This is a genomic window from Streptomyces sp. NEAU-174 (genome assembly GCF_052665095.1).
On record NZ_JBQTCE010000004.1, the window covers coordinates 566,902 to 587,886 of the forward strand.

The following is a 20,985-nucleotide window of genomic DNA, read 5'->3' on the forward strand; positions in this document are numbered from 1 at the left end:
GTGAAAGTTTTTTTCCCTTGTCGGCCTTCTTTCTGCCGTGGCCACCGCTGCTCGGGGCGGGAGCCGGGCACATATGAGCAACGTACCCCGATCGGGTGATGTAGCGGGTACACACATCACAGGAGCCCGGCGCGGCCGAAGAATGACCTCGGGTCAGGCGGCGCGCAAAGGGGGAGTTCCGCGATGACGATGCCCGCGGGTGGGGAGATCACGGTCGACTGGGTCCACATCAGGGACACCATCCAGGTCAATGACGCACTGCTCGCCGAGATCAGGGCCGAGCTCCCACAGCTGCCGCCCGAGGCGCGGCTGGCGCTCATCGCGCGCGAGGTGGTCCACGATCCTCAGTACGTCCTCACCGGGCTCGCGGGCCACCCCCTCGTCGTGGTCGCCGAGACCTACCGTGGCAACGGCGGCGCGCTGGACAGCGGCGGCGCGCCCGGTGCCGCGGGTGCGTACGGCGCCACCGGCCCGTCCGGCGTCGGCTACAACGGCATGGACGGCGGCCCCGGCGGACCGGGTGGCACCGGAGGCGCGGGTGGCGCCGCCACGCCCGTCACGGTGCTCGCGCACACCATCACCGACCTGCGGATCGCCGCCCGCGGCGGCCAGGGCGGCCAGGGTGGTACGGGCGGGCTCGGCGGTCGCGGGAAGGACGGCGCCCGCCCGCCCAACCGGCCGGACCCGCCCGACTCCATCCCGGGCGGCAACGGCGGCCCCGGTGGGCCGGGTGGCACCGGGGGCGCCGGCGGCCCGGCCGCGGAGATCGTGGTCGAGACGGTCGCGTACTCGGGCCTGTCGCTCGACGGGGCGGGCGGGGCGCCCGGCGCGGCCGGGTCCGGCGGCAGGGGCGGCACCGGAGGCAGGCACGGCGGCGAGAACGGGCCCGGCGGACCGCCGGGCACCGCCGGGTCCACGGCCGGTCCGGGGGTGGAGCCGAGGCTCCTGGTGCGCTCCGACGCCGACTGGTGGGGCGTGGTGCGGCCGCGCCTGGGCGGGCGCGCCGCGGAGTGGGCCCACTACCGCACGACGGTGGGCGAGTTCCTCTTCCGCTCCTACGCCCCGGGGCTGCCGGAGCGGAGCGGCCACCGCGACAGAGCGGCCCATGAGTTCGGCCGGGCCCTCGCGCTCGACCCGGGGCAGGAGCGGGCCGCCGAGCTGTCGCGGTACATCGCGACCAACCTCTCGCCGATCGGCCAGCCGTACAACCTCGACCTCATGCCGGACTTCCCGAACTTCGAGGACGTGGTCGTCGACTACGACGCGATCGTGCACGGCCGCTTCACCGACGCCATGAATCTGCTGCTCTCCGTCCTCAGCACCGGCCAGAAGCGCGAGCTGCTGAAGAGCGACATGGAGCAGCTGGCCGGAATGCGCGATGTGCTGGTCCTGGAGGAGAAGGCGGCGGGGCTGGCGCTGGAGGGGGCCGAGGGCCGGCAGAAGATCATCAATCAGCAGATCGAGGAGGTCAACCAGCAGATCCAGCAGGTCCGCGAGGAGATGACCCGGCAGCGCATGCAGTTCCCGCCGGGCAACGACCTCGGTCCGCTGGTGGGCGCGGCCATCGCGGTGGCCGCCGCCGCGTCCGCGATCGTCTCCGCCGGTGCCACCGCCGTGGCGTTCGTCGCCGCGGCCGAGGCGATCGCCACCTCCAGCGCCTCGTTCGAGGGGTTCGACACCGCCACCGGCCGGTACGGCGAGGGTGCCTATCTCATCAACTACATCGACTGGTCCAACCCCACCAGCCCCAAGCCCAAGCCGGAAGCCGCCAAGGTGATGGGCGGGCTGAGCGATCTCGTCAAGAAGAGCGCGAAGTTCATCGAGGCCGGGCGGACCATCGCGGAGCTGGCCGCCACCACGATCGACGGAAAGCTGGAGAGCAGGGAGCGGGATCTGGTGGCCCGCCACCTCGACCTGGTGCGGCAACTCGGCGTGCAGATCCTGGAAGTCCAGCAGAAGCAGCTGCTCAAGCGGGCGGCCGAGGCCAAGCTCGCCCGGAATGAGGCCGACCTCGAGGCGATGCGGAGGCTCGACGGGGACTGGGCCTCCGACATCACCGTGCTCAGCGCGACCGCCCGCCGCCTGGTCACCCAGACCCAGTTCTATGTCGACGTCCTCATCCGGTACTCGTTCTACGCGCACCGGGCGCTGGACATCTTCACCTTCGGCAACGAGGCCCCGGCCTACAGCTTCGACTGGGGCCATCTGCACCCGGACGAGGTCGAGAACGCGTATCAGCCGCTCGCCCGGGGCGATGCGAGCCGGGTGCCCGGCCTGTTCGACCGTTACCACCAGTCGTGGAACGCGATGCTCAAACTGGAGCCCCTGCGCACCAGGTACATGGAGTACAAGGCGCTTCTCGACCACACGGTGCGCTTTGTGAACATCACCGCGCCCGAGGTGCTGACCGCGCTGCGGACCACCGGGCAGGCGACGTTCACCGTCTCCCTCGACGGTTTCCCGGCCGCCTTCTCGGAATTCAAGATCGACCGGGTTCATCTGGGCCTGGTCGGGGCCACCGCCGAGACACCGGCCGTCGTCCTGTTCCTCCAGCACGGAGGCGCGGCCGTGAACCGGCGGCGGAGCGGGACGGAGGAGCGTCCGAGCGGACGCCCCCTGACCGCCACCGTGGAGGCCACGTTCGACAGGAGCGACCCGACCGACCCCGCGGACCCCCGGCCGTCCTACTGGGGCCGCAGCCCCGCCACGACCTGGACGGTCACCGTCGAGCCGACATCGGCGCGGGAGGGCGGCCTGAAGCTGGACCGGCTCAGCGCCCTCCAACTCACCATCTGGTACTGGTACTTCACCGCGCCCGCCGCCACGGCTCAGCCCGTCGCGCCCATGCCGGTGCGGGCCGACTACGACGGGGACGGCGTGGCCGACGAGGCCACCTGGTCGTCCGCCGAGGGCTCCTGGCAGATCCGGCCGTCGTCCGGCGCCGCGCCGCGCTCAGTGCCCTGGGGACGGCCCGGCGACATACCCGTACCGGCCGACTACGACGGCGACGGCAAGGCCGAACTGGCCGTGTTCCGGCCGGACAACCACAAGCTCTACACCACCCGGGCGGACGGTGGCCCCGCCGCGGTCCACTACTGGCGGACCGCCGACTACGTCCCCCGGCCCGCCGACCTGGCCCGTATGAACCTGCTCGCGAACACGTTCCGGCAGCGCGCCGCCGTGCTGACGAACGCCGGTCGCCACGCGGAGGCCGTCGAGGTCCAGTTCCAGGCCCGCGACGCGTATCTCCAGCTCGCCACGGTGTCCGCCCCGGCCCGCCGGGACGTGGCCCAGACGCTGGTCATCCTCGGGATGTATCTGTCCCGGGTCGGGCGCCATGACGAGGCGATCACGATCGGCCAGGAGGGCGTCGCCGAGTACCGGGCCATCGGGGACGAGGAGCATGTGGCATGGGCGCTGGGAAATCTGGCCGCCCGGTTCTACGAGGCCGGCCGCCCGGAGGAGGCCGCGGAGGCGCAGCGGCGTGCGGTGGCCGCCTACCGGGTCCTGGCCGCCGCCGACCCCGCCTTCGAGACGGCGATGGCGAAGATGCTGGTGTTCCTGGGGATGTATCTCCAGCACGCGGGCCGTCATGAGGAGGCGGTGACGGCCGGACGCGACGCGGTGGCGATCTACCGTCGCCGCGCGGATCTGCCCAATCTGGCCTGGGCGCTGGGCAATCTGGGCGCCCTGTTGCAGTCCGCGGGCCGCCCCGGCGCGGGCGCCGACGCATGGCGGGAGGCGCGCGAGATCTACCAGCGGCTCGATGCCACCGTGCCCGGCACCTACCGCCCGCTGCTGGCCATGGCCGCGTACCGGCAGGCGGCGCTGCTGGTGGCGGACGGGCGCCGCGAGGAGGCCTTGGCCGCGGCCGAGCAGGCGGTGGCGCTGTACGAGGAGCTCGGCGCGGCCAGCCCGGGCAAGTACATCGCCGAGACCGAGGCGGCCAGGAAGCTGAGGGATTCGCTGCGGCCCGGGTAAGGCGGTCCCTGATGAGGCGGTCCCCGGATCCGACACCTTGTCTCAAGCCCACGTTTCCCTGGAGTACGGAAGCGGAGGCGGGGAAAGCGATGATCGGGAGAGCCGAGGGTCAGGGGCGGGCGCACCGCGGCGAACGGGCGCCCGCCCCTGAAGGTGTCCGAGGGTCTTGACGCCTGCGGCGCGCTGCTCCCCTCCCCGCCCCTTCCCGTTACCAAGGGCTTCGCCCCTGGACCCCGGAGTCTGGGGCGGAGCCCCGCACGCGGCGGAGCCGCATATCGGAGCCGCATACCAATGCCGCGGGAAGGGGCGGGGAGGGGCAGAGATCCGCCGGACACCCCGTAGTGGTCCTCATGCCGTCGCCAGTCTCTGTACCGGAACTTGAGCGCAACTCGGCAGGCTGGGAGGACAGTTGGGGCGGCCGCCCCGCCGTCCCGTCCTCGAACGGAGTCGACCATGGCCTTCACCCTCGACCCTGAGCTCGCCGCGGTTCTCCAGGCCCTCGCCGAACAGAGCGACCCCGCTCCCCCGCCCGAGCGCGACGACTGGCGGACGCTGCGCGCCAGGGGCACGGCCTCGATGCGGTGGATGGCCTCACTGCTCCCGGCGTACCCGTTCGGTTATCCGCTGGTGAAGGCGTCCTCGCACAAGGTGCGGTCCGCGGACGGGGGGGAGATCCTCGTCCGCTGGTACGAGAAGGCCGAGTCCACGCCGGGTTCCGCGGTCGTCTACGCCCATGGCGGAGGGATGATCGCCGGAAGCATCGATCTCTATGACTCCGTGGTGGCCGGGTATGTCCAGGCCACCGGAGTGCCGTTCGTGTCCGTGGACTACCGTCTGGCCCCCGACGCGGCCACCGGCACCGGCCCCGTGGAGGATGTGTTCGCCGCGCTGGCCTGGCTGGGCGACCAGGCGCCCGAGCTGAGGGTCGATCCCCGCCGCATCGCCGTCATGGGCGACAGCGCCGGGGGCGGGCTCGCCGCCGGAGTGGCGATCCTCGCCCGCGACCGGGGCGTTCCGCTCGCCCGCCAGGCCCTGCTGTATCCCATGCTGGACGACCGCACGCTCGCCCCGGATCCCCGGCTGACCCCATATGTGGCCTGGACCTGGGACGACAACTGGACCGGCTGGCATGCCCTGCTGGGTGCGGCGTTCGGCACCGACGATGTCCCGCCGCAGGTGGCGCCCGCACGTGTCGCCACCGTCGAGGGCCTGGCACCGGCCTATGTCGAGGTCGGCGAGCTCGACATCTTCCGCGCCGAGGCCGTCACCTACGCCCAGCGGCTCGCCGACGCCGACATCCCCATCGAACTGCATCTGCACAGCGGGGCCATCCATGAGTACGACCGCCTCGCCCCCGCCTCCCGGCTCGCCCGCCGCGCCATGGAGGACCGCAGGCGGGTGATCTCCTCGCTGTGAGGGCCCGTCACGAGAGAGCCCTTCATGAGAGGGTCCGTCATGAGCCGGTGCGGGGGTCCAGCACCGCCGCTCGTCCACCCGCGCCCACGGCCTCGGTCCGCCGGGCCGCGGCGCTCTCCCGCAGCGAGCCGAGGAACGCCCCGGCGGCGGGGGTGAGGGCGTGGTCGGCCATGCGCACGAGCAGGATCCGGCGCACCGGCGCGGGCGGCCGCAGGGGCAGCACGCTGACGCCGGGGCGGATGCCCTCCAGGGCCAGCGTCGGGGCCAGCGCCACGCCCAGACCGGCGGCCACCATCGCCTGCGCCTCCTGGTAGTCGTGTGCCTCATACGCGATCTGCGGTTCGAAGCCGACCGCCCGGCAGCTGCGCACCAGGGCCTCGGCCACCGGATGTCGGTCGGCACGGGTGATCCACGAATCGTCGGCGAGATCGGCGAGCGTGGCGTCGGTACGGGTGGCCAGCGGATGGCGGTCGCCGACCAGGAGGGCGGGCGGATCGTCGAGGAGCGGGGTGATGTCCACGTCCTCGCGGTCGATGCGGCACCAGTCGTAGTCCCACATCAGCGACATCTCGACCTCCCGGTTCTCCAGCATCGACCACAGGCCCGCGATACGGGCGCTGCGCACGGTCAGCCGTACATCCGGGTGGGTGTCGCGGAAGGCGATGACGGCGGGTGGCAGCAGCGAGGCGCCGACGGTGGGGAAGGTGCCGATGCGCAGAGTGCCCGCGCGGAGCCCCGCGAAGTCGGCGAGCTCACTCTCCGCGGCCTTCAGCTCACGGGCGATCCGCTCCCCGCGGTCGGCCAGGGCGCGCCCGGCGTCGGTGAGGGTGACACCCCGTGCGTGGCGGTCGAGCAGCGGCTGGCCGGCCTCCGTCTCCAACCGGCTGACCTGCTGGGACACCGCTGATGGCGTGTAGTTCAGAGCGCGGGCCGCGGCCGTCACGGAGCCGCGCCTGGCCACTTCGGCGAAGAGCAGAATGCGCCGGACGTCCAGCACGGCATCACCTCAAGCCTTCAGCTCTGCTTAATACCCCTACAGATTTCCGAGATTGTACTTCACGCTGCGGTAACACACCGTAGATGCCACCGCCCACGCAGGAGCCGTCGGCGGGGTGTCGATTCCACGGCCATGGGGAGTCCGTTGTGTTGCGTGTGCGGGGCGAGATGATCCGCGGGGGTACCAGCAAGTGCTGGATCTTCGACCACCACGATGTGGTGGCCACCGGAGTGGATGCCGACACCCTGCTGCTCGCCGCCTTCAACGCGGCCGACCCCCGCCAGATCGACGGGGTGGGCGGCGCCTCGTCCACCACCTCCAAGGCCGCGATCGTCCAGCTGTCGGACGTGGCGGGCGTGGATGTCTCCTACGCCTTCGCGCAGGTGGGCATCGGCGATGAGCGGGTGGAGTGGACCAGCAACTGCGGCAACTGCGCCACCGCGGTCGCGCTGTACGCCGTCCACCGCGGGATGGTGCCGATCACCTCGGACACCACCACCGTCCGCATGCTCAATGTGAACACCGGGGCCCGCCTCACCGGCACCATCCCCACCTCCGGCCGGACCGCGCCCGACGAGGGCACCGCCGCGGTGCCCGGCACCGACGCGCTCGGGGTGCCGGTCCTGCTGGGGTTCCAGGACCCGGCCGGGTCCACCACCGGCCGCGCCCTGCCCACCGGCCGCCCGCTGGACACCCTGACCGGGCCGGACGGCCCCGTCGAAGCCTCGCTCGTGGACGCGGGCGCGCCCGCCGCGCTCTTCGACGCCAAGGCGTTCGGCCTCGACGGCTCCGAGTCCCTGGCCGCGTTCGCCGCCGCGGTGCCCGCGCTCACCGTGCTGCGCCGCACGGCGGCGCTCGCGATGGGGCTGGTCCGCGAGGACGCCCCGGTCAGCCACGCGGTGCCCAAGGTCGGTGTCGTCGGCGGCCCCGTAACATATCGCACCACCCACGGTCACCTGGTCACTCAGGACCGGTACGACGTGGCCGTGCGCATGGTCTCCATGCACGCCCCGCATCCGGCGATCGGCCTCACCTCCGCCGTCGCCCTGGCCACGGCCGCCGCGACCCCCGGCACCCTCGCCCACCGCGTCACCCGGCAGACCGCCGACGGCACGCTGCGGCTGGGCACCCCCGCGGGCGTCATCACCGCCCGAGCCGTCCCCGCACCGGACGGCGCGTCCCCCACGGTGCTCCTGCACCGCGCCGCCCGGCGCATCGCCCGAGCCGAACTTCTCGTTCCCGTCCCGGAAGGACGCCCCGTATGAGCCGCAACGCCGCAGCGCCGGGCACCGTCGCCGCCCCCGACCGGCCCGACCGGCCCGGCCGCATCCGCCTGCTGCTGTCCCGCCTCTATGTCCAGTGCCTGCTCGCGGTCCTCGCCGGGGTCGTCGTCGGTTCGCTGTGGCCCTCCTTCGGGGCGGAGCTGAAACCGCTGGGAGACGGTTTCGTCGCGCTGGTGCGGATGATGATCGCGCCGATCATCTTCTGTACGGTCGTCCACGGCATCGCGGCCATGAGCGACCGCAGAGCGGTCGGCCGGGTGAGCCTCAAGGCCCTGGTCTACTTCGAGATCCTGACCACCATCGCCCTGGTCATCGGGCTGGTCGTGGTCAACGTCGTACGGCCCGGCAGCGGACTGCACGTCGATGTCTCCACCCTCAGCACCGACAGCCTCCCGGCGGAGGCGACCCAGGCCCATGAGAGCTTCACGGACTTCGTCCTCAGCACCATCCCGGACACCCTCGTCTCCGCGCTGACCGGCGAGGAGATCCTGCCGGTGCTGTTGGTGGCGGTCCTGTTCGGCTTCGGTCTCCAGGCCAGTGGCGCGGCCGGGGCGGGCATCGCCGCGGGCGTCGAGAAGCTCTCCACGGTGCTGTTCCGGCTCATCCGCTGGATCATGCGGCTGGCCCCCGTCGGCGCCTTCGGCTCGATGGCCTTCACCATCGGCAACTACGGCCTGGGCACCCTGCGCCATCTGGCACTGCTGGTCGGCTCGTTCTGGCTGACCGCCCTCTTCTTCGTCCTGGTGGTGCTCGGTGCGGTGATGCGCCTGGGCGGACTGCGCCTGCTGCCGTTCCTCCGCTACATCAAGGAGGAGCTGCTGATCGTGCTCGGCACCTCGTCCACCGAACCGGTGCTGCCGCGCATGATGGCCAAGCTGGAGCACGCGGGCGCCTCGAAGCCGGTCGTGGGCATCACCCTGCCCGCCGGATACTCCTTCAACCTCGACGGAACGGCCATCTACCTCACCATGGGGTCGGTGTTCCTCGCCCAGGCCGTGGGGGTGGACCTCAGCCTCACCCAGCAGCTGACCATGCTCGCCGTCATGCTGCTCACCTCCAAGGGCGCGGCGGGGGTGACCGGTTCGGGCTTCGTCGCCCTGGCCGCCACGCTCAGCGCCGTCCCCCATGTCCCGGTGGCGGCCCTCGCGCTGATCTTCGGCATCGACCGGTTCATGTCCGAGGCGCGGGCGCTGACCAGCCTGGTGGGCAATGGTGTCGCCACGCTGGCAGTGGCCCGCTGGGAGGGGCAGCTGGACGAGGCCCGGGTCCGGGCGGTGCTCCGTGGTGATCTGCCCTTCAACCCCGATGACACGGCCACCGACGACCTCGTTCCCGAGGAGCCGGCGGGATCGCCCCGCGAACCCGTCCCCGCCATCGGCTGACCACATCGCCACCTGGCTAACCGCCCGGGCCGAAGCGAACGCTTCGGCCCGGGTGTCGCTTGTCGGCCCGCCGTTTTCCGTTGCACGGGAGTAAACCCAGCAGTGCCATATGTGCAATTGCCGTTATCCACGAGGGTGCCTACGGTCGAGGCACAGACGGCGAAGCGCGCGCCAAGCCTCCCCCTCCTTCACCATTCGCGGGAGCACTCATGTCCACGTCCACCGGCACCACCACCGACACCGGCCTCGACGCCGCGTTGCTCACCCGGGTCACCGCGGCCGTCCGCACCGCGGGTGACCTGCTGCGGGACCGCCACACCCCACAGGCCCGCGGGGTGGCGCTCGACGAGATCGTCACCGAGATCCACGCCAACGACGACGCGGTGCTCGACGTCCTGAAGGCGCCGCTGATGGCCGCCAGGCCCGGTGCGCGCTGGGCCGAGGACGAGCTGGAGGGCGGCGCGCTGCCGCCGGGCGAGTGGTGGATCGTCGACCCGGCCGAGGGCAACATCAACCATGTGCACGGCATGTCCGACTGGGCCGTGACCGCCACCCTCGTCCGCGACAACCACCCGGTGCTCACCGTCGTCCACCTTCCGCTGACCGGCGACTGGTACACCGCGGTGGCCGGACACGGCGCCCGGCTGAACGGCGCGCCCCTGCGGGTGTCGGCCAAGACGGACCTGGGCGCGGCCCTGGTCGGCACGGGCCAGGCCCGGCCGGGCGAGGACGAGCACACCTTCCACCGGATCGGCGCCTCGGTCACCCGGATGCTGATCCACGGCCTCGTCGTCCGGGTCTCCGTGCCCGCCACCCTCCAGCTGATCCATGTGGCCGCCGGGCGCATGGACGCGTTCTGGCAGTTCTCCGATGTGCGCTCGGGTCTGGTGGCCGGCGCGCTGCTGGTCGCCGAGGCCGGTGGCACCGTCACCGACGTCCAAGGCAATCCCTGGGACCTGGCCAGTGGTGACTTCCTGGCCACGGCCCCCGGCATCCACGCCGAGGCCGTCTCCGTCCTGTCGCCCATCGTCTGACCGCCCACCCCCGAGCAAGGAGTTCACACGCATGACCAGCATCGGCATCCTCGGCACCGGACGCGTCGGCAGCGGTCTCGCCCGCGCACTCGCCACCGCCGGCCACCAGATCACCCTCGGCCACCGGCAGCCGCCCGAGGAGACCCCGGCCGACGAGACCGGCGCCGTCCCCGCGATCCGCCACACCGACCAGCGCACCACCGCCGCCACCACCGACATCGTCATCAACGCCACCCCGGGCGACACCGCCCTGGAACGCCTCTCCGCCCTGCACACCGAGCTGGCGGGCAAGATCCTCATCGACGTCTCCAACGCCACCCGGCACACGCCCGACGGACTCCCCTCGGACCTGTGCTACCCCGGCAGCAGCCTGGCCGAGCGGCTCCAGCGGGCCCTGCCCCAAACCCGGGTGGTCAAGGCACTCAACACCATGCTCTTCCCGGTCATGACGGCCCCCGCCGAGCTGTCCACCCCGCCCACCGCCTATCTCTCCGGCGACGACGCGGAGGCCAAGGCCGTCACCGCGGGCCTTCTCGCCGACCTCGGCTGGAAGCCCGAGTGGATCGAGGACCTCGGCGACATCACCACCGCCCGTGCCACCGAAGCCCTCGTGCTGCTGGTGCCGCATGTGCTGCGCCGCCATGGATTCCGGCCGTTTGCCGTCTCCCTGGCCCGCTGACCACCCCGCACCTCCGGCACCGCGGGGACGTGTCGTACCACACGTCATGAAACATGCCCTTGCGCATCGATAGAACCTCAGGCCAGCATCGACCGTCTTCTCATCCGAACAGCCGCCGGACGAAGGACGCGCATGACAGGCAGAGACGGGGAGACGACCGGGAGCGCCACCGCGGAACGGACGGACGCCGGGCGGCAGCGCAAGGGGCGCCGCCCGCTGCGGATCGCTCTGGTGGTCGTGGTGTCGTTCCTCGTGCTGCTCGGCGGCGGAGTGGGCTGGCTCTACTTCAAGCTGAACGGGAACATCACCACCTTCGGGGCGGACGGCCTCTCCGACAACCGGCCGGAGGGGAACGCCGCCGGCCAGAACGTGCTGGTCATCGGCTCGGACACCCGGTCGGGCGGCAACAGCAGACTGGGCGGCGGCACCGGAGACGTGGGCCGCTCGGACACCGCCCTGCTGCTGCACGTCTACGCCGATGGCAAGCACGCGGTCGGGGTGTCGATACCCCGCGACACCCTGGTCGACATCCCGCCGTGCCGGCTGCCCGACGGCACATGGACCAGGACACAACGGAACGCCATGTTCAACTCGGCGTTCTCCGTGGGCGAGACCGCCCAGGGCAATCCGGCCTGCACCCAGAACACCGTCGAGAAGCTCACCGGGCTGCGCATGGACCACACCGTGGTCATCGACTTCGAGGGCTTCTCCCGGATGACCTCCGCGGTCGGCGGGGTCCAGGTGTGCGTGCCCCAGGACGTCTACGAGCGCGATCTGAGCCCCAGCCGGACCACCCGCGGCAAGCGCATCTTCAGCAAGGGGGTCCAGACGGTCTCCGGGCAGAAGGCGCTGGACTACGTGCGCATCCGCCACGGGATCGGCGACGGCTCCGACATCGGGCGCATACAGCGGCAGCAGGCGTTTATCTCCGCCCTGCTCAAGAAGGTCAAGAGCCAGGGGATCAATCCGACCACGCTGTATCCGCTGGCGGACGCGGCCACCAAGTCCATGACCGTGGACCCGGGGCTCGGCTCCGCGAAGAAGCTGATGTCCTTCGCCATGTCGATGAAGGACATCGATCTGCACAACACCAAGTTCGTCACCATCCCCTGGCGCTACCAGGGCGAACGGGTCGCCATCGTCCAGCCCGACGCCGACGGGCTCTGGGCGGACATCAGGGCCGACCGCACCATCGACGGGAAGGCGGCGGGCGGGAAGAGGGACGAGCCCCGGGACCCCGCCACGCCAAGTGCCACGTCCACCGTGTCGGGCGCGGGCATCAGCGTCAGCGTCTACAACGGCACCACCACCCCGGGCCTCGCCGCACGCGCCGCGGACACGCTCCGGACCCACGGCTTCACCGTGACCGGCGCCACGAACGCCGACACCCAGGACCACGCCACCACCGTGGTCGGCTACGGCCCCGGTGAGCGGGACCGGGCCCAGGCCGTGGCGCGGCTCTTCCCCGGCGCCGGACTGCGCCCCGCCACCACCCCGGGCATCAGCCTCACCCTGGGCCGTACGTACCTCACCGCGCCCTCCCCCGATACCTCCACACCCTCCGCGCCGTCCACGCCCTCCTCCCATGTGGCCGACGACGCCCGCTCCGCCGACGACGACCCCTGCTCCAATCTGTCCTACGGCTGACCGGATCCGCGCACGGTCCTCACATCCCGTTCAGGCATGGCCCGCCACTCCCCGGGCATCAGGAAGATCAAGCCGCTCGCAACCACCGCCGGGCGGACCGCGTCTTCGTTGACGCCCGTACACCCGCGCAACCGACTGAACACGTCATCGACCGGGCTCACTCACCCCGGCACCACCGCACGACAGCACAACAGCACGACGAAGGGGACGAACAACGTGGGTATCGTGAGCTGGATCATCCTCGGCCTGCTGGCCGGAGTCATCGCCAAGATCCTCCTCCCCGGGCGTGACCCGGGCGGGCTGGTCGGCACCACGGTCACCGGCATCGCGGGAGCGTTCGTGGGCGGCTGGATCTCCGCGAAGTTCTTCGACCGCCCGGTCCAGAAGGAGTTCTTCGACCCCGCCACCTGGGGCGCGGCGATCGGTGGCGCCTTCGTCCTCCTCGTTGTGTACCGCCTGTTGTTCGGCAATTCACGGAACTGACGCATCCATCGCGCTCGTCCTGTCCGCCACCGCGTCCGCGAGCCCGCGGATCGTGCGGGCGGAGGGGGATCCGGGGTCGGCCGTGATCAGGACCACTTCCTGGTCGTCCTCGGGGACGAGCAGGACATCGCAGTTCAGCCTGAGCGGCCCGGCCGTGGGGTGGTCGATGGTCTTGGTCCGGTGGCCGGGGGCGTGTACCGGACGCTCCTCCCAGATCTGCCGGAACTCCTCGCTGCCGGTGCGCAGTTCGCCCAGCAGCGCGGTGAGCGCCGTGTCCCGGGGGTAGCGGTCGGCGGCCCGGCGGAGCCGGGCGACCACGATGTGCCCGAACTCCTCGGCGCTCGAGCTCTCGTACACATGGCCCCGGCCGAGGAATCGGCGGCGGGCGAGGTTGGTGTCGCGGCCGAGGCCGTCGCCGAGCAGGGCCCGCGCCAGCGGGTTCCAGGCGACCACGTCGTAGGCGGCGTCGGTGACGATCGCCGCGGTGTCGGGCAGCCGCCGCAGCATCTGGGCCACATGCGGGCGGACCCGCCGGACCGCCCGGGCACCCGGGGGCGCGCTCGTCCCCGCGAGCCGGAACAGATGGCTGCGCTCGGCGGGCGCGAGCCGCAGCGCCGCCGCCAGCCCGTCCAGGATGCGCGGCGAAGGTCGCGGGCCACGGGCCTGCTCCAGGCGGGTGTAGTAGTCGACCGACATATGGGCCAGCTCCGCCACCTCCTCGCGCCGCAGCCCGGGCGTACGGCGGTGGGGGTCGGCGGGCAGGCCGATGTCCTGGGGACGCAGCCCCTCGCGGCGGTCCCGCAGGAAGCGGGCCAGCTCGTGCCTCGCCATGCTGCCTCCTTCGGCTGACGGGTGCTGCCTAGGACAGGTTGTCCCTGGCAGGGTGAACGTGGCCGGGGAACCCTTGGTGCCATGAACAATCGCACAGCACTGGTCACCGGTGCCAACAAGGGCATCGGCAGGGAAATCGCACGCCAGCTCGCCGCCGAGGGGCTCACCGTGCACGTGGGCTCGCGCGACGCCGAGCTGGGGCGGCGGGCCGCCGAGGAGATCGGCGGCGACGCCCGGCCGATGGTGCTCGACGTGACCGACGCGGACAGCATCGCCACGGCCGCGGCCCAGCTGGAACGGCTGGACGTCCTGGTCAACAACGCGGGCATCATGGTGGGCGGCGCCACGGCGCCCGAGGCCGATCTCGAGGACTTCCGCCGGACCTATGAGACCAACGTCTTCGGTGTCCTCGCCGTCACCAACGCCTTCCTCCCGGCCCTGCGCCGCTCGGACGCGCCCCGGATCGTCAATGTCTCCAGTGGCACCGGCTCGCTGACCTGGAGCGCGGACCCGGAGCACCAGTTCGCCGTGTCCGCCGGGTCGGCCGCGGCCTATCGCTCCTCCAAGACGGCCCTGAACGCTCTCACCCTCTACACCGCACAGGCCCTGGCCGCCGAGGGCTTCAAGGTCAACGCGCTGGCCCCGGGGCTGCGCAGGACCGATCTGAACGCCCGCGCCGCCGGGAGCGACGGGGATCCGGCCGAGGGCGCGGCGGGCGCGGTCCGGCTCGCCCTTCTCCCGGACACCGGGCCCACCGGCGGGTTCTTCTCCTGGGACGGCACTCCGGCGCCCTGGTAGACCCCCGGCGTCGCAGGCCGTCCCCCGGCGTCACACGGGCCGTGCGGTGGTCCTCTCGCCGCCGCCCCGGTGTTCCCACCCGCTCCCGCCGACCGCGTCAGTCGGCGGAGAGCTGGGTGTTCGGCACCCGCCAGGCGGCGATCACAAAGGCGATCAGGCCCACCGCGGCGCCGGTGAGGAAGACCACGCGCAGGGCGCTGACATAGCCCTCCAGGAACGGCTGCGCCACGGCCGGATCGAGGTGGTGGAGGAAGGCCGAGTCCTCCAGGTTGACCCCGCCGTCGGGCCGTACCACGCCCTTCAGCGCCTCGGCGTTCGCCGGTTCCCCGGCCAGCCTGCGGAACGAGGCGTCCTCGGAGGCCACCGCCAGCCGGTCGCTGATCCGCGTACCGGCCAGGGAGAAGAGGATGGACAGGAAGGCGGCCGCGCCCACCGTGCCGCCGTTGGACCGGAAGAAGTTCACCGACGCGGTGGCCGCCCCCATGTCCCGCCCTGGCACCTCGGACTGGGCGAGCGTGGTGATCGTTTGCATCGCCGCGCCCAGGCCCGCCCCCATGAACACCATGCCGATGGCCACGTACCACAGCGGGCTGTCGTCCCTCAGCGTGGCGAACACCAGCATGGCGACGGTGAGGGAGCCGACGCCCGCCACCAGATGGATTTTGAACCGGCCCGTCCGTGACATCAGCCGGCCCACCACCAGGGTCACCGTGACATTCGCCGCCATGGTGGGCAGCGTGGCGAGGCCCGCCCCCATCGGGCTCATGCCCTTGGCCAGCTGGAGATAGAGCGGAAGGGTGGTCATGGCGCCGAACATGGTGATGCCCACGGTGAAGTGCAGCACGGTGCCCAGCCGGAACGCGCGGATGCGGAACAGCCTGACCGGCAGCAGCGCGGCATCCGCCATCCGCCGCTCCAGCAGGACGAAGCAGATCAGCCCGGCCACTCCCACCGCGTACATCACCAGCGCCCGGGGCGAGGCCCAGCCCCAGCTCCGCCCCTGTTCGGCCACGACGAGCAGCGGCACGATCCCGACCGCGAGCGTGAGCGCCCCGCCGTAGTCGAGCCGGTGCCGTACGGGCTGGTGGGGTATGTGCAGCACACGCAGGATCACCACGATGGCGAGGGCCGCCAGCGGCACGTTGACCAGGAATATCCAGCGCCAGCCGTCGATCCCCAGCAGCGAGGCGCGCCCGGCGAACACCCCGCCCACCAAGGGGCCGACGACGCTGGACCCGGCGAACACCGCGGTGATGTAGCCCTGGTAGCGGCCGCGCTCCCGTGGCGAGGTGATGTCGGCGATGATCGTCATGGCGAGGGACATCAGCCCGCCACCGCCGAGGCCCTGCACCGCCCGGAAGGCCGCGAGCTGATGGATGGACGTGGCGAATCCGCACAGCAGCGACCCGAAGGTGAACAGCACGATCGCGGACAGATAGACCGGGCGGCGGCCGTAGATGTCGGAGAGCTTTCCGTACAGCGGGGTGACGATGGTGCCGGTGACGAGATAGGCGGTGGTCACCCATGCCTGGGCGGTGAGGCCGTGCAGATCGTCGGCGATGGTGCGCAGCGCCGAGGAGACCACGGTCTGGTCGAGCGCGGCGAGGAACATGCCGAGCACCAGCCCGGACAGCACGGTGACGACCTGGCGGTGGGTCAGCCGGGCGGGGGTCTGGGGCTCGGTGGGCTCGGTGGGCTCGGTGGTGGTGGATGAGGACGACATACGTACCTGCGAACCTTCTCTGCCGCGCGTGGGGGACGTAGCGGGGGCTGGATACCCGCGGGGAAGAGCGGGACCCGGAGCCCGGGCGCCGGGGGCCCGGGCTCCGGAGCCGGGGGTTATCCGGCGAGCTTCTCCAGGTCGGGGACGGCGCTCTCGATCTCCGGCAGCGCCAGCATCTCCAGCCGCGCCCGGCGGGCCCGGGCCCGGCAGCCGTCGTCGGCCAGCACCTCGCGGCAGACGGCGCTGATGCCGTCCGGCGTGGCGTCGGTGATACGCCGGCCGAGGCCGAGTTCCTCGACCCGCTGTGCGTTGCCGGGCTGGTCGCCGAACTGGGGCAGCACCGCCATCGGTGTCGCCGTGCGCAGCGATTCGCGGATGCTGTTGAAGCCGCCGTGGGTGAGGAAGAGGTCCACGGACTCCAGCAGCAGCGGCTGGGGCAGCCGATCGGTGATGTGCACATGCGGCGGCACCCCGTCGGTGTCCACGGGGATGCCCCCGGTGGCGAGGATGACGGTGCACTCCTCCAGCCGCGACACGCCCTGGACCATGGCGTGCATCGTGTCCACCGGGTCCGGCATCGGCATGGGCGGCGGCCCGGAGTCCGCCCCGCGTGAGCTGTCGTGGAGCATGGGGATCGCGGTGCCGATGGCGGCGAACATCAGGGGCCGGTCGGTGGGCAGTTCGGCGACCCAACGCGGCAGCACGGCACCGCGGTCCACGTCCACCGTCTGCCGGTAGGCCCAGGTGGCCGGCGCGTGGCGGGCGAAGGAGAAGGACGGTGGTACGTAGTCGATGCGGCCGTGCGGCATGATCGACAGCGGATCCTCCGGGGAGGGCAGTCCCCGCCGCTTCCGCAGGGCGTTGAGGCCCGGCAGCAATGCGGCCGGGTCGAAGCCGTTGACGGCCCCGGACGGGGTGGGCAGCTGGGGTATGCCGAGGGTTTCGGCGACGATACAGGCGCTGAGGTCCATGCCGTCGCGCAGGATGAGGTCGGGGCGGAAGTCCTGTGCCACGGGGAGCACGGCGTCCAGGAGCATCGTGGCCATCGGGCCGGACACGACCTTGCACATGACGCGCAGCATGAACGCCTGCCGCTGTTCGTCGTCCATGTCGGGCAGACCGGCCCGTTCGGTCTCCTCGGCCAGGACGGGGCCGAGGAGGGAGGACGGGCTGAAGTCGCTGATGGCGCTCGTCACCCGCACCTCCTCCCGTTCGAAGACGGGGACGAGGGCCGGAGTGGTGACCACCAGCACCTCATGGCCGGCCGCCGCGAGGGACCGGGCCAGGGGAAGCTGCGCCCGGCCGTGGGAGGGGCTGGCGAGCGTGGTGAACATAACCCGCAACGCAGGGGCCTTTCTGTGGGAAGGGTCTCGTACGGGAGAGATAGGGCGAGAGGTACGGGAAGGGGTACGGCGAGGGGTACGGCGCGAGAGGGGGTGGGGCGGTCAGCGCGCCATCGCGGGCGTGCGGCCGATGCCCTCGCAGCTGAGTCCGGCGCGACGCAGCCGGTCGGGGTCCAGGAGGTTGCGGAAGTCGTAGACGACCGGGGACCCGAGCAGCCCGGCGGCACGCTCCCAGTCGAGGGCGCGGAACTCCGGCCACTCGGTGAGCACCAGACAGGCGTGCGCTCCCCGGAGGGCCTCCTCGGGGGTGTCCGCGAGGGTGAGCAGATCGCTGAGGTCGGGGCGGGTCTCGCTGAGCGCCGGGTCGTAGGCGTGGAGTTCGGCGCCCCGCTCCTTGAGCAGCCGGGCGATGGCCAGGGCCGGTGAGTCGCGCAGATCGGAGGTGCCCGCCTTGAAGGCCAGGCCCAGCACGGCCAGCCGTACGCCGCGCAGCGAGCCGTCGCCCGGGGTGCATCCGGCCACCACGCGCTCGACGAGCCGCCGCTGGTGTTCGACGTTGGTCTCGATGGTGGCGCCCAGCAGCGGGAAGTCCACGTCCGACTCCTGGCAGATCGTCAGCAGGGCGTGGGTGTCCTTGGGCAGGCAGGAGCCGCCCCAGCCGGGGCCCGGTTTGAGGAAGGCCGAGCCGATGCGCGGGTCGTGGCCGATGCCCGTGAGCACATCGTCCACATCGGCGCCGAAGTGCTCGCACAGCGTGGCGAGGTTGTTGGCGAAGGAGAGCTTCATGGCCAGGAAGAAGTTGGCCGCGTACTTGGCGAGTTCGGCGCCCGCGGCGTCGGTGAGCACCAGCGGGGCGTCAAGACCGGCGTACAGGTCCGCCACCCGCCGCGCCGCGTCCCGGTCCGCGGCGCCGACCACGATGCGGTCGGGGTGGAGGAAGTCGCGCACCGCGTAACCCTCGCGGAGGAACTCCGGGTTGGACACCACCGCCACGTCCGGGCGGTTCAGCAGCGCGGCGACGCGCTCGGCGGTGCCCACGGGCACGGTGGACTTGTTGACCACCACGCTGCCGGGCGGCAGCGCGTCGCGGATCTGGTCCGCCACGGCCTCGACGGCGGCCAGGTCGGCGGCGCCACCGACGCCCATCGGGGTCGGCAGGCACAGGAACACCACGTCGGCGCCGGCGACCGCGGCCCGGGTGTCGCGGATGAACGCGAGCCGCCCGGAGTCCAGTCCCTCCCGGACGAGTTCGGGCAGCCGGGGCTCGAGGATGTCGACCTGTCCGCGCCGGAGCCGTTCGACCTTCTGGTGGTCGGTGTCCGCGCACACCACTCGATGGCCGAGGGTGGCCAGACAGGCGCCGGTGGTCAGTCCGACATAGCCGGTGCCCACCACCGCGACGCGTCGTATCTGCACAGGGAATCACCACTTCTGCTGGGGGTCAGATGCGGATGCGTGGCGAGGGCGGCACGGGGCCGCCCGGTCGGGAGACGAGCAGGCCGGACACCGTCGTCCGGCCGGGATCGCGCGCCGCGGCGACCAAAGTCACCACGCGTTGACAAAACATAACGCGCCGACCCACAGCTTGGTCAACAAGTGATGACAACAGTGGATGACTTCTGGACATGCGAGGCTGAACCGGCAGCATGTACGGCACGGTCCAGGCGGAGGTACGACGAGTGAACCGGGCAAGCGACACAGGAGGGTGCGACGACCACCCTCGCCGCGCCCGCAGATACGACGCGGCGGGCACGCGCAGCGCCCTGCTGGGGGCCGCCGGGCTGCGGTTCGCCAGGTACGGCTACGACGGCTGTAGCGTGCGCGACATCGCCAAGGACGCGGGCGTGGACGCCGCCCTGGTCTACCGCTACTTCGGCTCAAAGGAGGCGCTGTTCGACGCCGTGTCGACCAGCACCGGCATGTTCGAGCCGCTGCGCCATCTGCCGCTGGACGAGGTGTCGGCGTGGATCTGCGATGTGGTCTCCACGGGGCCCACCGAGGAGGAGGCCCCGCATCCGCTGCTGACCAAGCTGCGCTCCTCCAGCCGGGAGGAGACCGTCGGGCGGTTCCGCGAGGAGATCACCGAGGTGTTCTCGGAGGGGTTCGCGCGGCGTCTGGAGGGCGAGGACGCCGAGCTGCGGGCCGAGTTGATGGCGGCGTGGCTGATGGGCATCACGCTGCTGCGCCTGGCCATCCGCTCACCGGCGCTGGCCGCCGCACCGGACGACACCCTGCTGCGGTTCCTCCGGGCGGGTATCGATCCGCTGCTGGACGCGGGCTGCCCCGGGGGCGGGAGCGAGGACGGCTGACCCGCTCCTCGCTCCGCCCCCGGGGCGGATAAGCCGCCATGGCGGCCTGCGGATTCCCCTACCCGCCCCTTCCCGCGGCGTAGGTATGCGGCTCCGCCGCGTGGCAGGGGCTTCGCCCCTGGATCCCCGGGGGTCAGACGTTCGGCACGCGCAGCTTGTCCCAGCTGGTCTTGCCGGGGACGCCGTCCGCGTCGTCGCCGGAGTAGCCCAGCTTGCGCTGCCAGGCCGCGTAGGACTTGCGGTCCGCCTCGGTCCACTCCGGGCTCGGGCCCTCCTCGTAGCGTCCGCAGCCCTCGGCCACCAGCCGCTTGCCCATCGCCGTGATGATCTTGCTTTCGCGGCCGTCGCGGAAGAAGTCGGCGCCCGGGAACGGCTCGTAGGTCGCCGGTGGCTTGGGCGCCGGGCCGTCCGGTTTGGCGCCGAGCCGCTTGGCGACGCGGCTGCGCATGCTGTCCATCGTGAAGCCACGCGGGTCGACCTTGCCCGGCTGCCACTCCAGATGGCCGATCACCGAGCGCTGGGTCCAGCCGTGGGCGCGGCAGATGGCCGCGGACACCTTCTCGATCGCCAGCTTCTGCGCCTCCGGCCAGGGGTCCTCGCCGTCGCCGAGGTTGATGCACTCGAAGCCGTAGAAGTGGCGGTTGCCGTCGGTGTCGGCCTCGTTGTCGGGGGGCAGCGCGGATTCGTCGACGACGGCTCTGAGCACGTCGCCGTCGCCCAGGCCCGCGTGGTTGGCGCGGCCGTTGCCGACCAGGTGGACCGCGCCCGACTTGTCGATGACGCCGTGGCACAGCGGCCCCGGCAACGAGGAGTGCCCCTCGTAGCACAGCTCCACGGAGGAGTCCGTGCCCTTGGTGACGGTGTGATGGATCATCACCCCGTTGACCGGCCCCCAGGGGCCCTTGCTGTTGCGGTTGTGAGTCCGCCAGTCGCGGTACTCATGGACTTCCAGTCCCTCGTCGCGAAGCGCCTTGAGCAGACGGTCGGCGGTGAGCGGCGTGGCCATGGTGGTGTGCTCCTTAGGGATGAGGCATGGTGATGTACGGATGCCACGGGCACGGAACTCAATCGGCTCCGCG

Annotated in this window: 16 protein-coding genes; 10 read left to right on the forward strand and 6 right to left on the reverse strand. The window is 71.9% G+C overall.

Going from position 1 to position 20,985, the window contains the following annotated elements; translation table 11 throughout:
- Nucleotides 1-183 precede the first annotated feature (183 nt).
- A complete protein-coding gene (locus ACT2CW_RS14920; RefSeq protein WP_445516900.1) occupies nt 184-3,981 on the forward strand; it encodes a tetratricopeptide repeat protein in 3,798 nt (1,265 codons plus the stop codon).
- A 453-nt stretch (nt 3,982-4,434) separates the two neighbouring features.
- The gene (locus ACT2CW_RS14925; RefSeq protein ID WP_445516901.1) at nt 4,435-5,397 is read left to right on the forward strand and encodes an alpha/beta hydrolase fold domain-containing protein; all 963 of its coding nucleotides are present in this window, start codon (nt 4,435-4,437) and stop codon (nt 5,395-5,397) included.
- Nucleotides 5,398-5,434: 37 nt separating this feature from the next.
- On the opposite strand, the gene ACT2CW_RS14930 is transcribed toward ACT2CW_RS14925, so the two are convergent.
- Nucleotides 5,435-6,394 carry a LysR family transcriptional regulator gene (locus ACT2CW_RS14930; RefSeq protein WP_445516902.1) on the reverse strand — a complete coding sequence of 320 codons (960 nt, stop codon included), beginning with the start codon at nt 6,392-6,394 and terminating at the stop codon, nt 5,435-5,437.
- Between the two features lie 146 nt (nt 6,395-6,540).
- Here ACT2CW_RS14930 and ACT2CW_RS14935 point away from each other — a divergent pair, with 146 nt between their 5' ends.
- The 6 genes from ACT2CW_RS14935 to ACT2CW_RS14960 all read left to right on the forward strand — a co-directional run bounded on the left by ACT2CW_RS14935 (nt 6,541) and on the right by ACT2CW_RS14960 (nt 12,902).
- Nucleotides 6,541-7,659 carry a PrpF domain-containing protein gene (locus tag ACT2CW_RS14935; protein WP_445516903.1) on the forward strand — a complete coding sequence of 373 codons (1,119 nt, stop codon included), beginning with the start codon at nt 6,541-6,543 and terminating at the stop codon, nt 7,657-7,659.
- Nucleotides 7,656-9,059 (forward strand): C4-dicarboxylate transporter DctA, encoded by a 1,404-nt coding sequence (gene dctA, locus ACT2CW_RS14940; protein ID WP_445516904.1) that lies wholly within the window; start codon nt 7,656-7,658, stop codon nt 9,057-9,059. Before ACT2CW_RS14935 ends, dctA begins: the two co-directional genes overlap by 4 nt.
- 209 nt (nt 9,060-9,268) lie before the next feature.
- Entirely contained in the window at nt 9,269-10,093 is an 825-nt protein-coding gene (locus tag ACT2CW_RS14945) for an inositol monophosphatase family protein (protein ID WP_445516905.1), read from the forward strand.
- Nucleotides 10,094-10,124: 31 nt separating this feature from the next.
- On the forward strand, nt 10,125-10,772 hold the full coding sequence (locus ACT2CW_RS14950) for an NADPH-dependent F420 reductase (RefSeq protein ID WP_445516906.1): 648 nt from the start codon (nt 10,125-10,127) through the stop codon (nt 10,770-10,772).
- Between the two features lie 132 nt (nt 10,773-10,904).
- The gene (locus tag ACT2CW_RS14955; RefSeq protein WP_445516907.1) at nt 10,905-12,419 is read left to right on the forward strand and encodes an LCP family protein; all 1,515 of its coding nucleotides are present in this window, start codon (nt 10,905-10,907) and stop codon (nt 12,417-12,419) included.
- A gap of 216 nt (nt 12,420-12,635) precedes the next feature.
- Nucleotides 12,636-12,902, forward strand: a complete 267-nt coding sequence (locus tag ACT2CW_RS14960; protein WP_037947522.1) for a GlsB/YeaQ/YmgE family stress response membrane protein — start codon at nt 12,636-12,638, stop codon at nt 12,900-12,902.
- Here the strand turns inward: ACT2CW_RS14960 and ACT2CW_RS14965 are convergent.
- Nucleotides 12,891-13,733, reverse strand: coding sequence for a helix-turn-helix transcriptional regulator (locus ACT2CW_RS14965; protein WP_445516908.1), 843 nt, complete (start codon nt 13,731-13,733; stop codon nt 12,891-12,893). The two genes, ACT2CW_RS14960 and ACT2CW_RS14965, sit on opposite strands and share 12 nt — an antisense overlap.
- Before the next feature lie 81 nt (nt 13,734-13,814).
- On the opposite strand from ACT2CW_RS14965, the gene ACT2CW_RS14970 reads away from it, so the two are divergent.
- A complete protein-coding gene (locus ACT2CW_RS14970; protein WP_445516909.1) occupies nt 13,815-14,531 on the forward strand; it encodes an SDR family oxidoreductase in 717 nt (238 codons plus the stop codon).
- A 97-nt stretch (nt 14,532-14,628) separates the two neighbouring features.
- On the opposite strand, the gene ACT2CW_RS14975 is transcribed toward ACT2CW_RS14970, so the two are convergent.
- From ACT2CW_RS14975 to ACT2CW_RS14985, 3 genes are all read right to left on the reverse strand, one after another.
- Nucleotides 14,629-16,254, reverse strand: a complete 1,626-nt coding sequence (locus ACT2CW_RS14975) for an MDR family MFS transporter (RefSeq protein ID WP_445516910.1) — start codon at nt 16,252-16,254, stop codon at nt 14,629-14,631.
- A 116-nt stretch (nt 16,255-16,370) separates the two neighbouring features.
- Entirely contained in the window at nt 16,371-17,588 is a 1,218-nt protein-coding gene (locus tag ACT2CW_RS14980) for a glycosyltransferase (protein ID WP_445516911.1), read from the reverse strand.
- Nucleotides 17,589-17,699: 111 nt separating this feature from the next.
- On the reverse strand, nt 17,700-19,013 hold the full coding sequence (locus ACT2CW_RS14985; RefSeq protein WP_445516912.1) for a UDP-glucose dehydrogenase family protein: 1,314 nt from the start codon (nt 19,011-19,013) through the stop codon (nt 17,700-17,702).
- 263 nt (nt 19,014-19,276) lie between these two features.
- Between ACT2CW_RS14985 and ACT2CW_RS14990 the strand changes: the two genes are divergently transcribed.
- Complete coding sequence (locus ACT2CW_RS14990) at nt 19,277-19,906, forward strand: TetR/AcrR family transcriptional regulator (protein WP_445516913.1); 630 nt, start codon at nt 19,277-19,279, stop codon at nt 19,904-19,906.
- A gap of 133 nt (nt 19,907-20,039) precedes the next feature.
- Here the strand turns inward: ACT2CW_RS14990 and ACT2CW_RS14995 are convergent, their stop codons facing one another.
- Nucleotides 20,040-20,912: a peptidoglycan-binding protein gene (locus ACT2CW_RS14995; RefSeq protein WP_164434063.1), complete on the reverse strand. Its 873-nt coding sequence runs from the start codon at nt 20,910-20,912 to the stop codon at nt 20,040-20,042.
- Nucleotides 20,913-20,985 lie beyond the last annotated feature (73 nt).

Bases quoted from the DNA above. Each gene is read 5' to 3' on its own strand.
- ACT2CW_RS14945 (WP_445516905.1), top strand. From the start codon at position 9,269: ATGTCCACGTCCACCGGCACCACCACCGACACCGGCCTCGACGCCGCG.
- ACT2CW_RS14955 (WP_445516907.1), top strand. From the start codon at position 10,905: ATGACAGGCAGAGACGGGGAGACGACCGGGAGCGCCACCGCGGAACGG.
- ACT2CW_RS14920 (WP_445516900.1), top strand. From the start codon at position 184: ATGACGATGCCCGCGGGTGGGGAGATCACGGTCGACTGGGTCCACATC.
- ACT2CW_RS14975 (WP_445516910.1), bottom strand. From the start codon at position 16,254: ATGTCGTCCTCATCCACCACCACCGAGCCCACCGAGCCCACCGAGCCC.
- ACT2CW_RS14925 (WP_445516901.1), top strand. From the start codon at position 4,435: ATGGCCTTCACCCTCGACCCTGAGCTCGCCGCGGTTCTCCAGGCCCTC.
- ACT2CW_RS14970 (WP_445516909.1), top strand. From the start codon at position 13,815: ATGAACAATCGCACAGCACTGGTCACCGGTGCCAACAAGGGCATCGGC.
- ACT2CW_RS14965 (WP_445516908.1), bottom strand. From the start codon at position 13,733: ATGGCGAGGCACGAGCTGGCCCGCTTCCTGCGGGACCGCCGCGAGGGG.
- ACT2CW_RS14995 (WP_164434063.1), bottom strand. From the start codon at position 20,912: ATGGCCACGCCGCTCACCGCCGACCGTCTGCTCAAGGCGCTTCGCGAC.
- dctA (WP_445516904.1), top strand. From the start codon at position 7,656: ATGAGCCGCAACGCCGCAGCGCCGGGCACCGTCGCCGCCCCCGACCGG.
- ACT2CW_RS14950 (WP_445516906.1), top strand. From the start codon at position 10,125: ATGACCAGCATCGGCATCCTCGGCACCGGACGCGTCGGCAGCGGTCTC.
- ACT2CW_RS14980 (WP_445516911.1), bottom strand. From the start codon at position 17,588: ATGTTCACCACGCTCGCCAGCCCCTCCCACGGCCGGGCGCAGCTTCCC.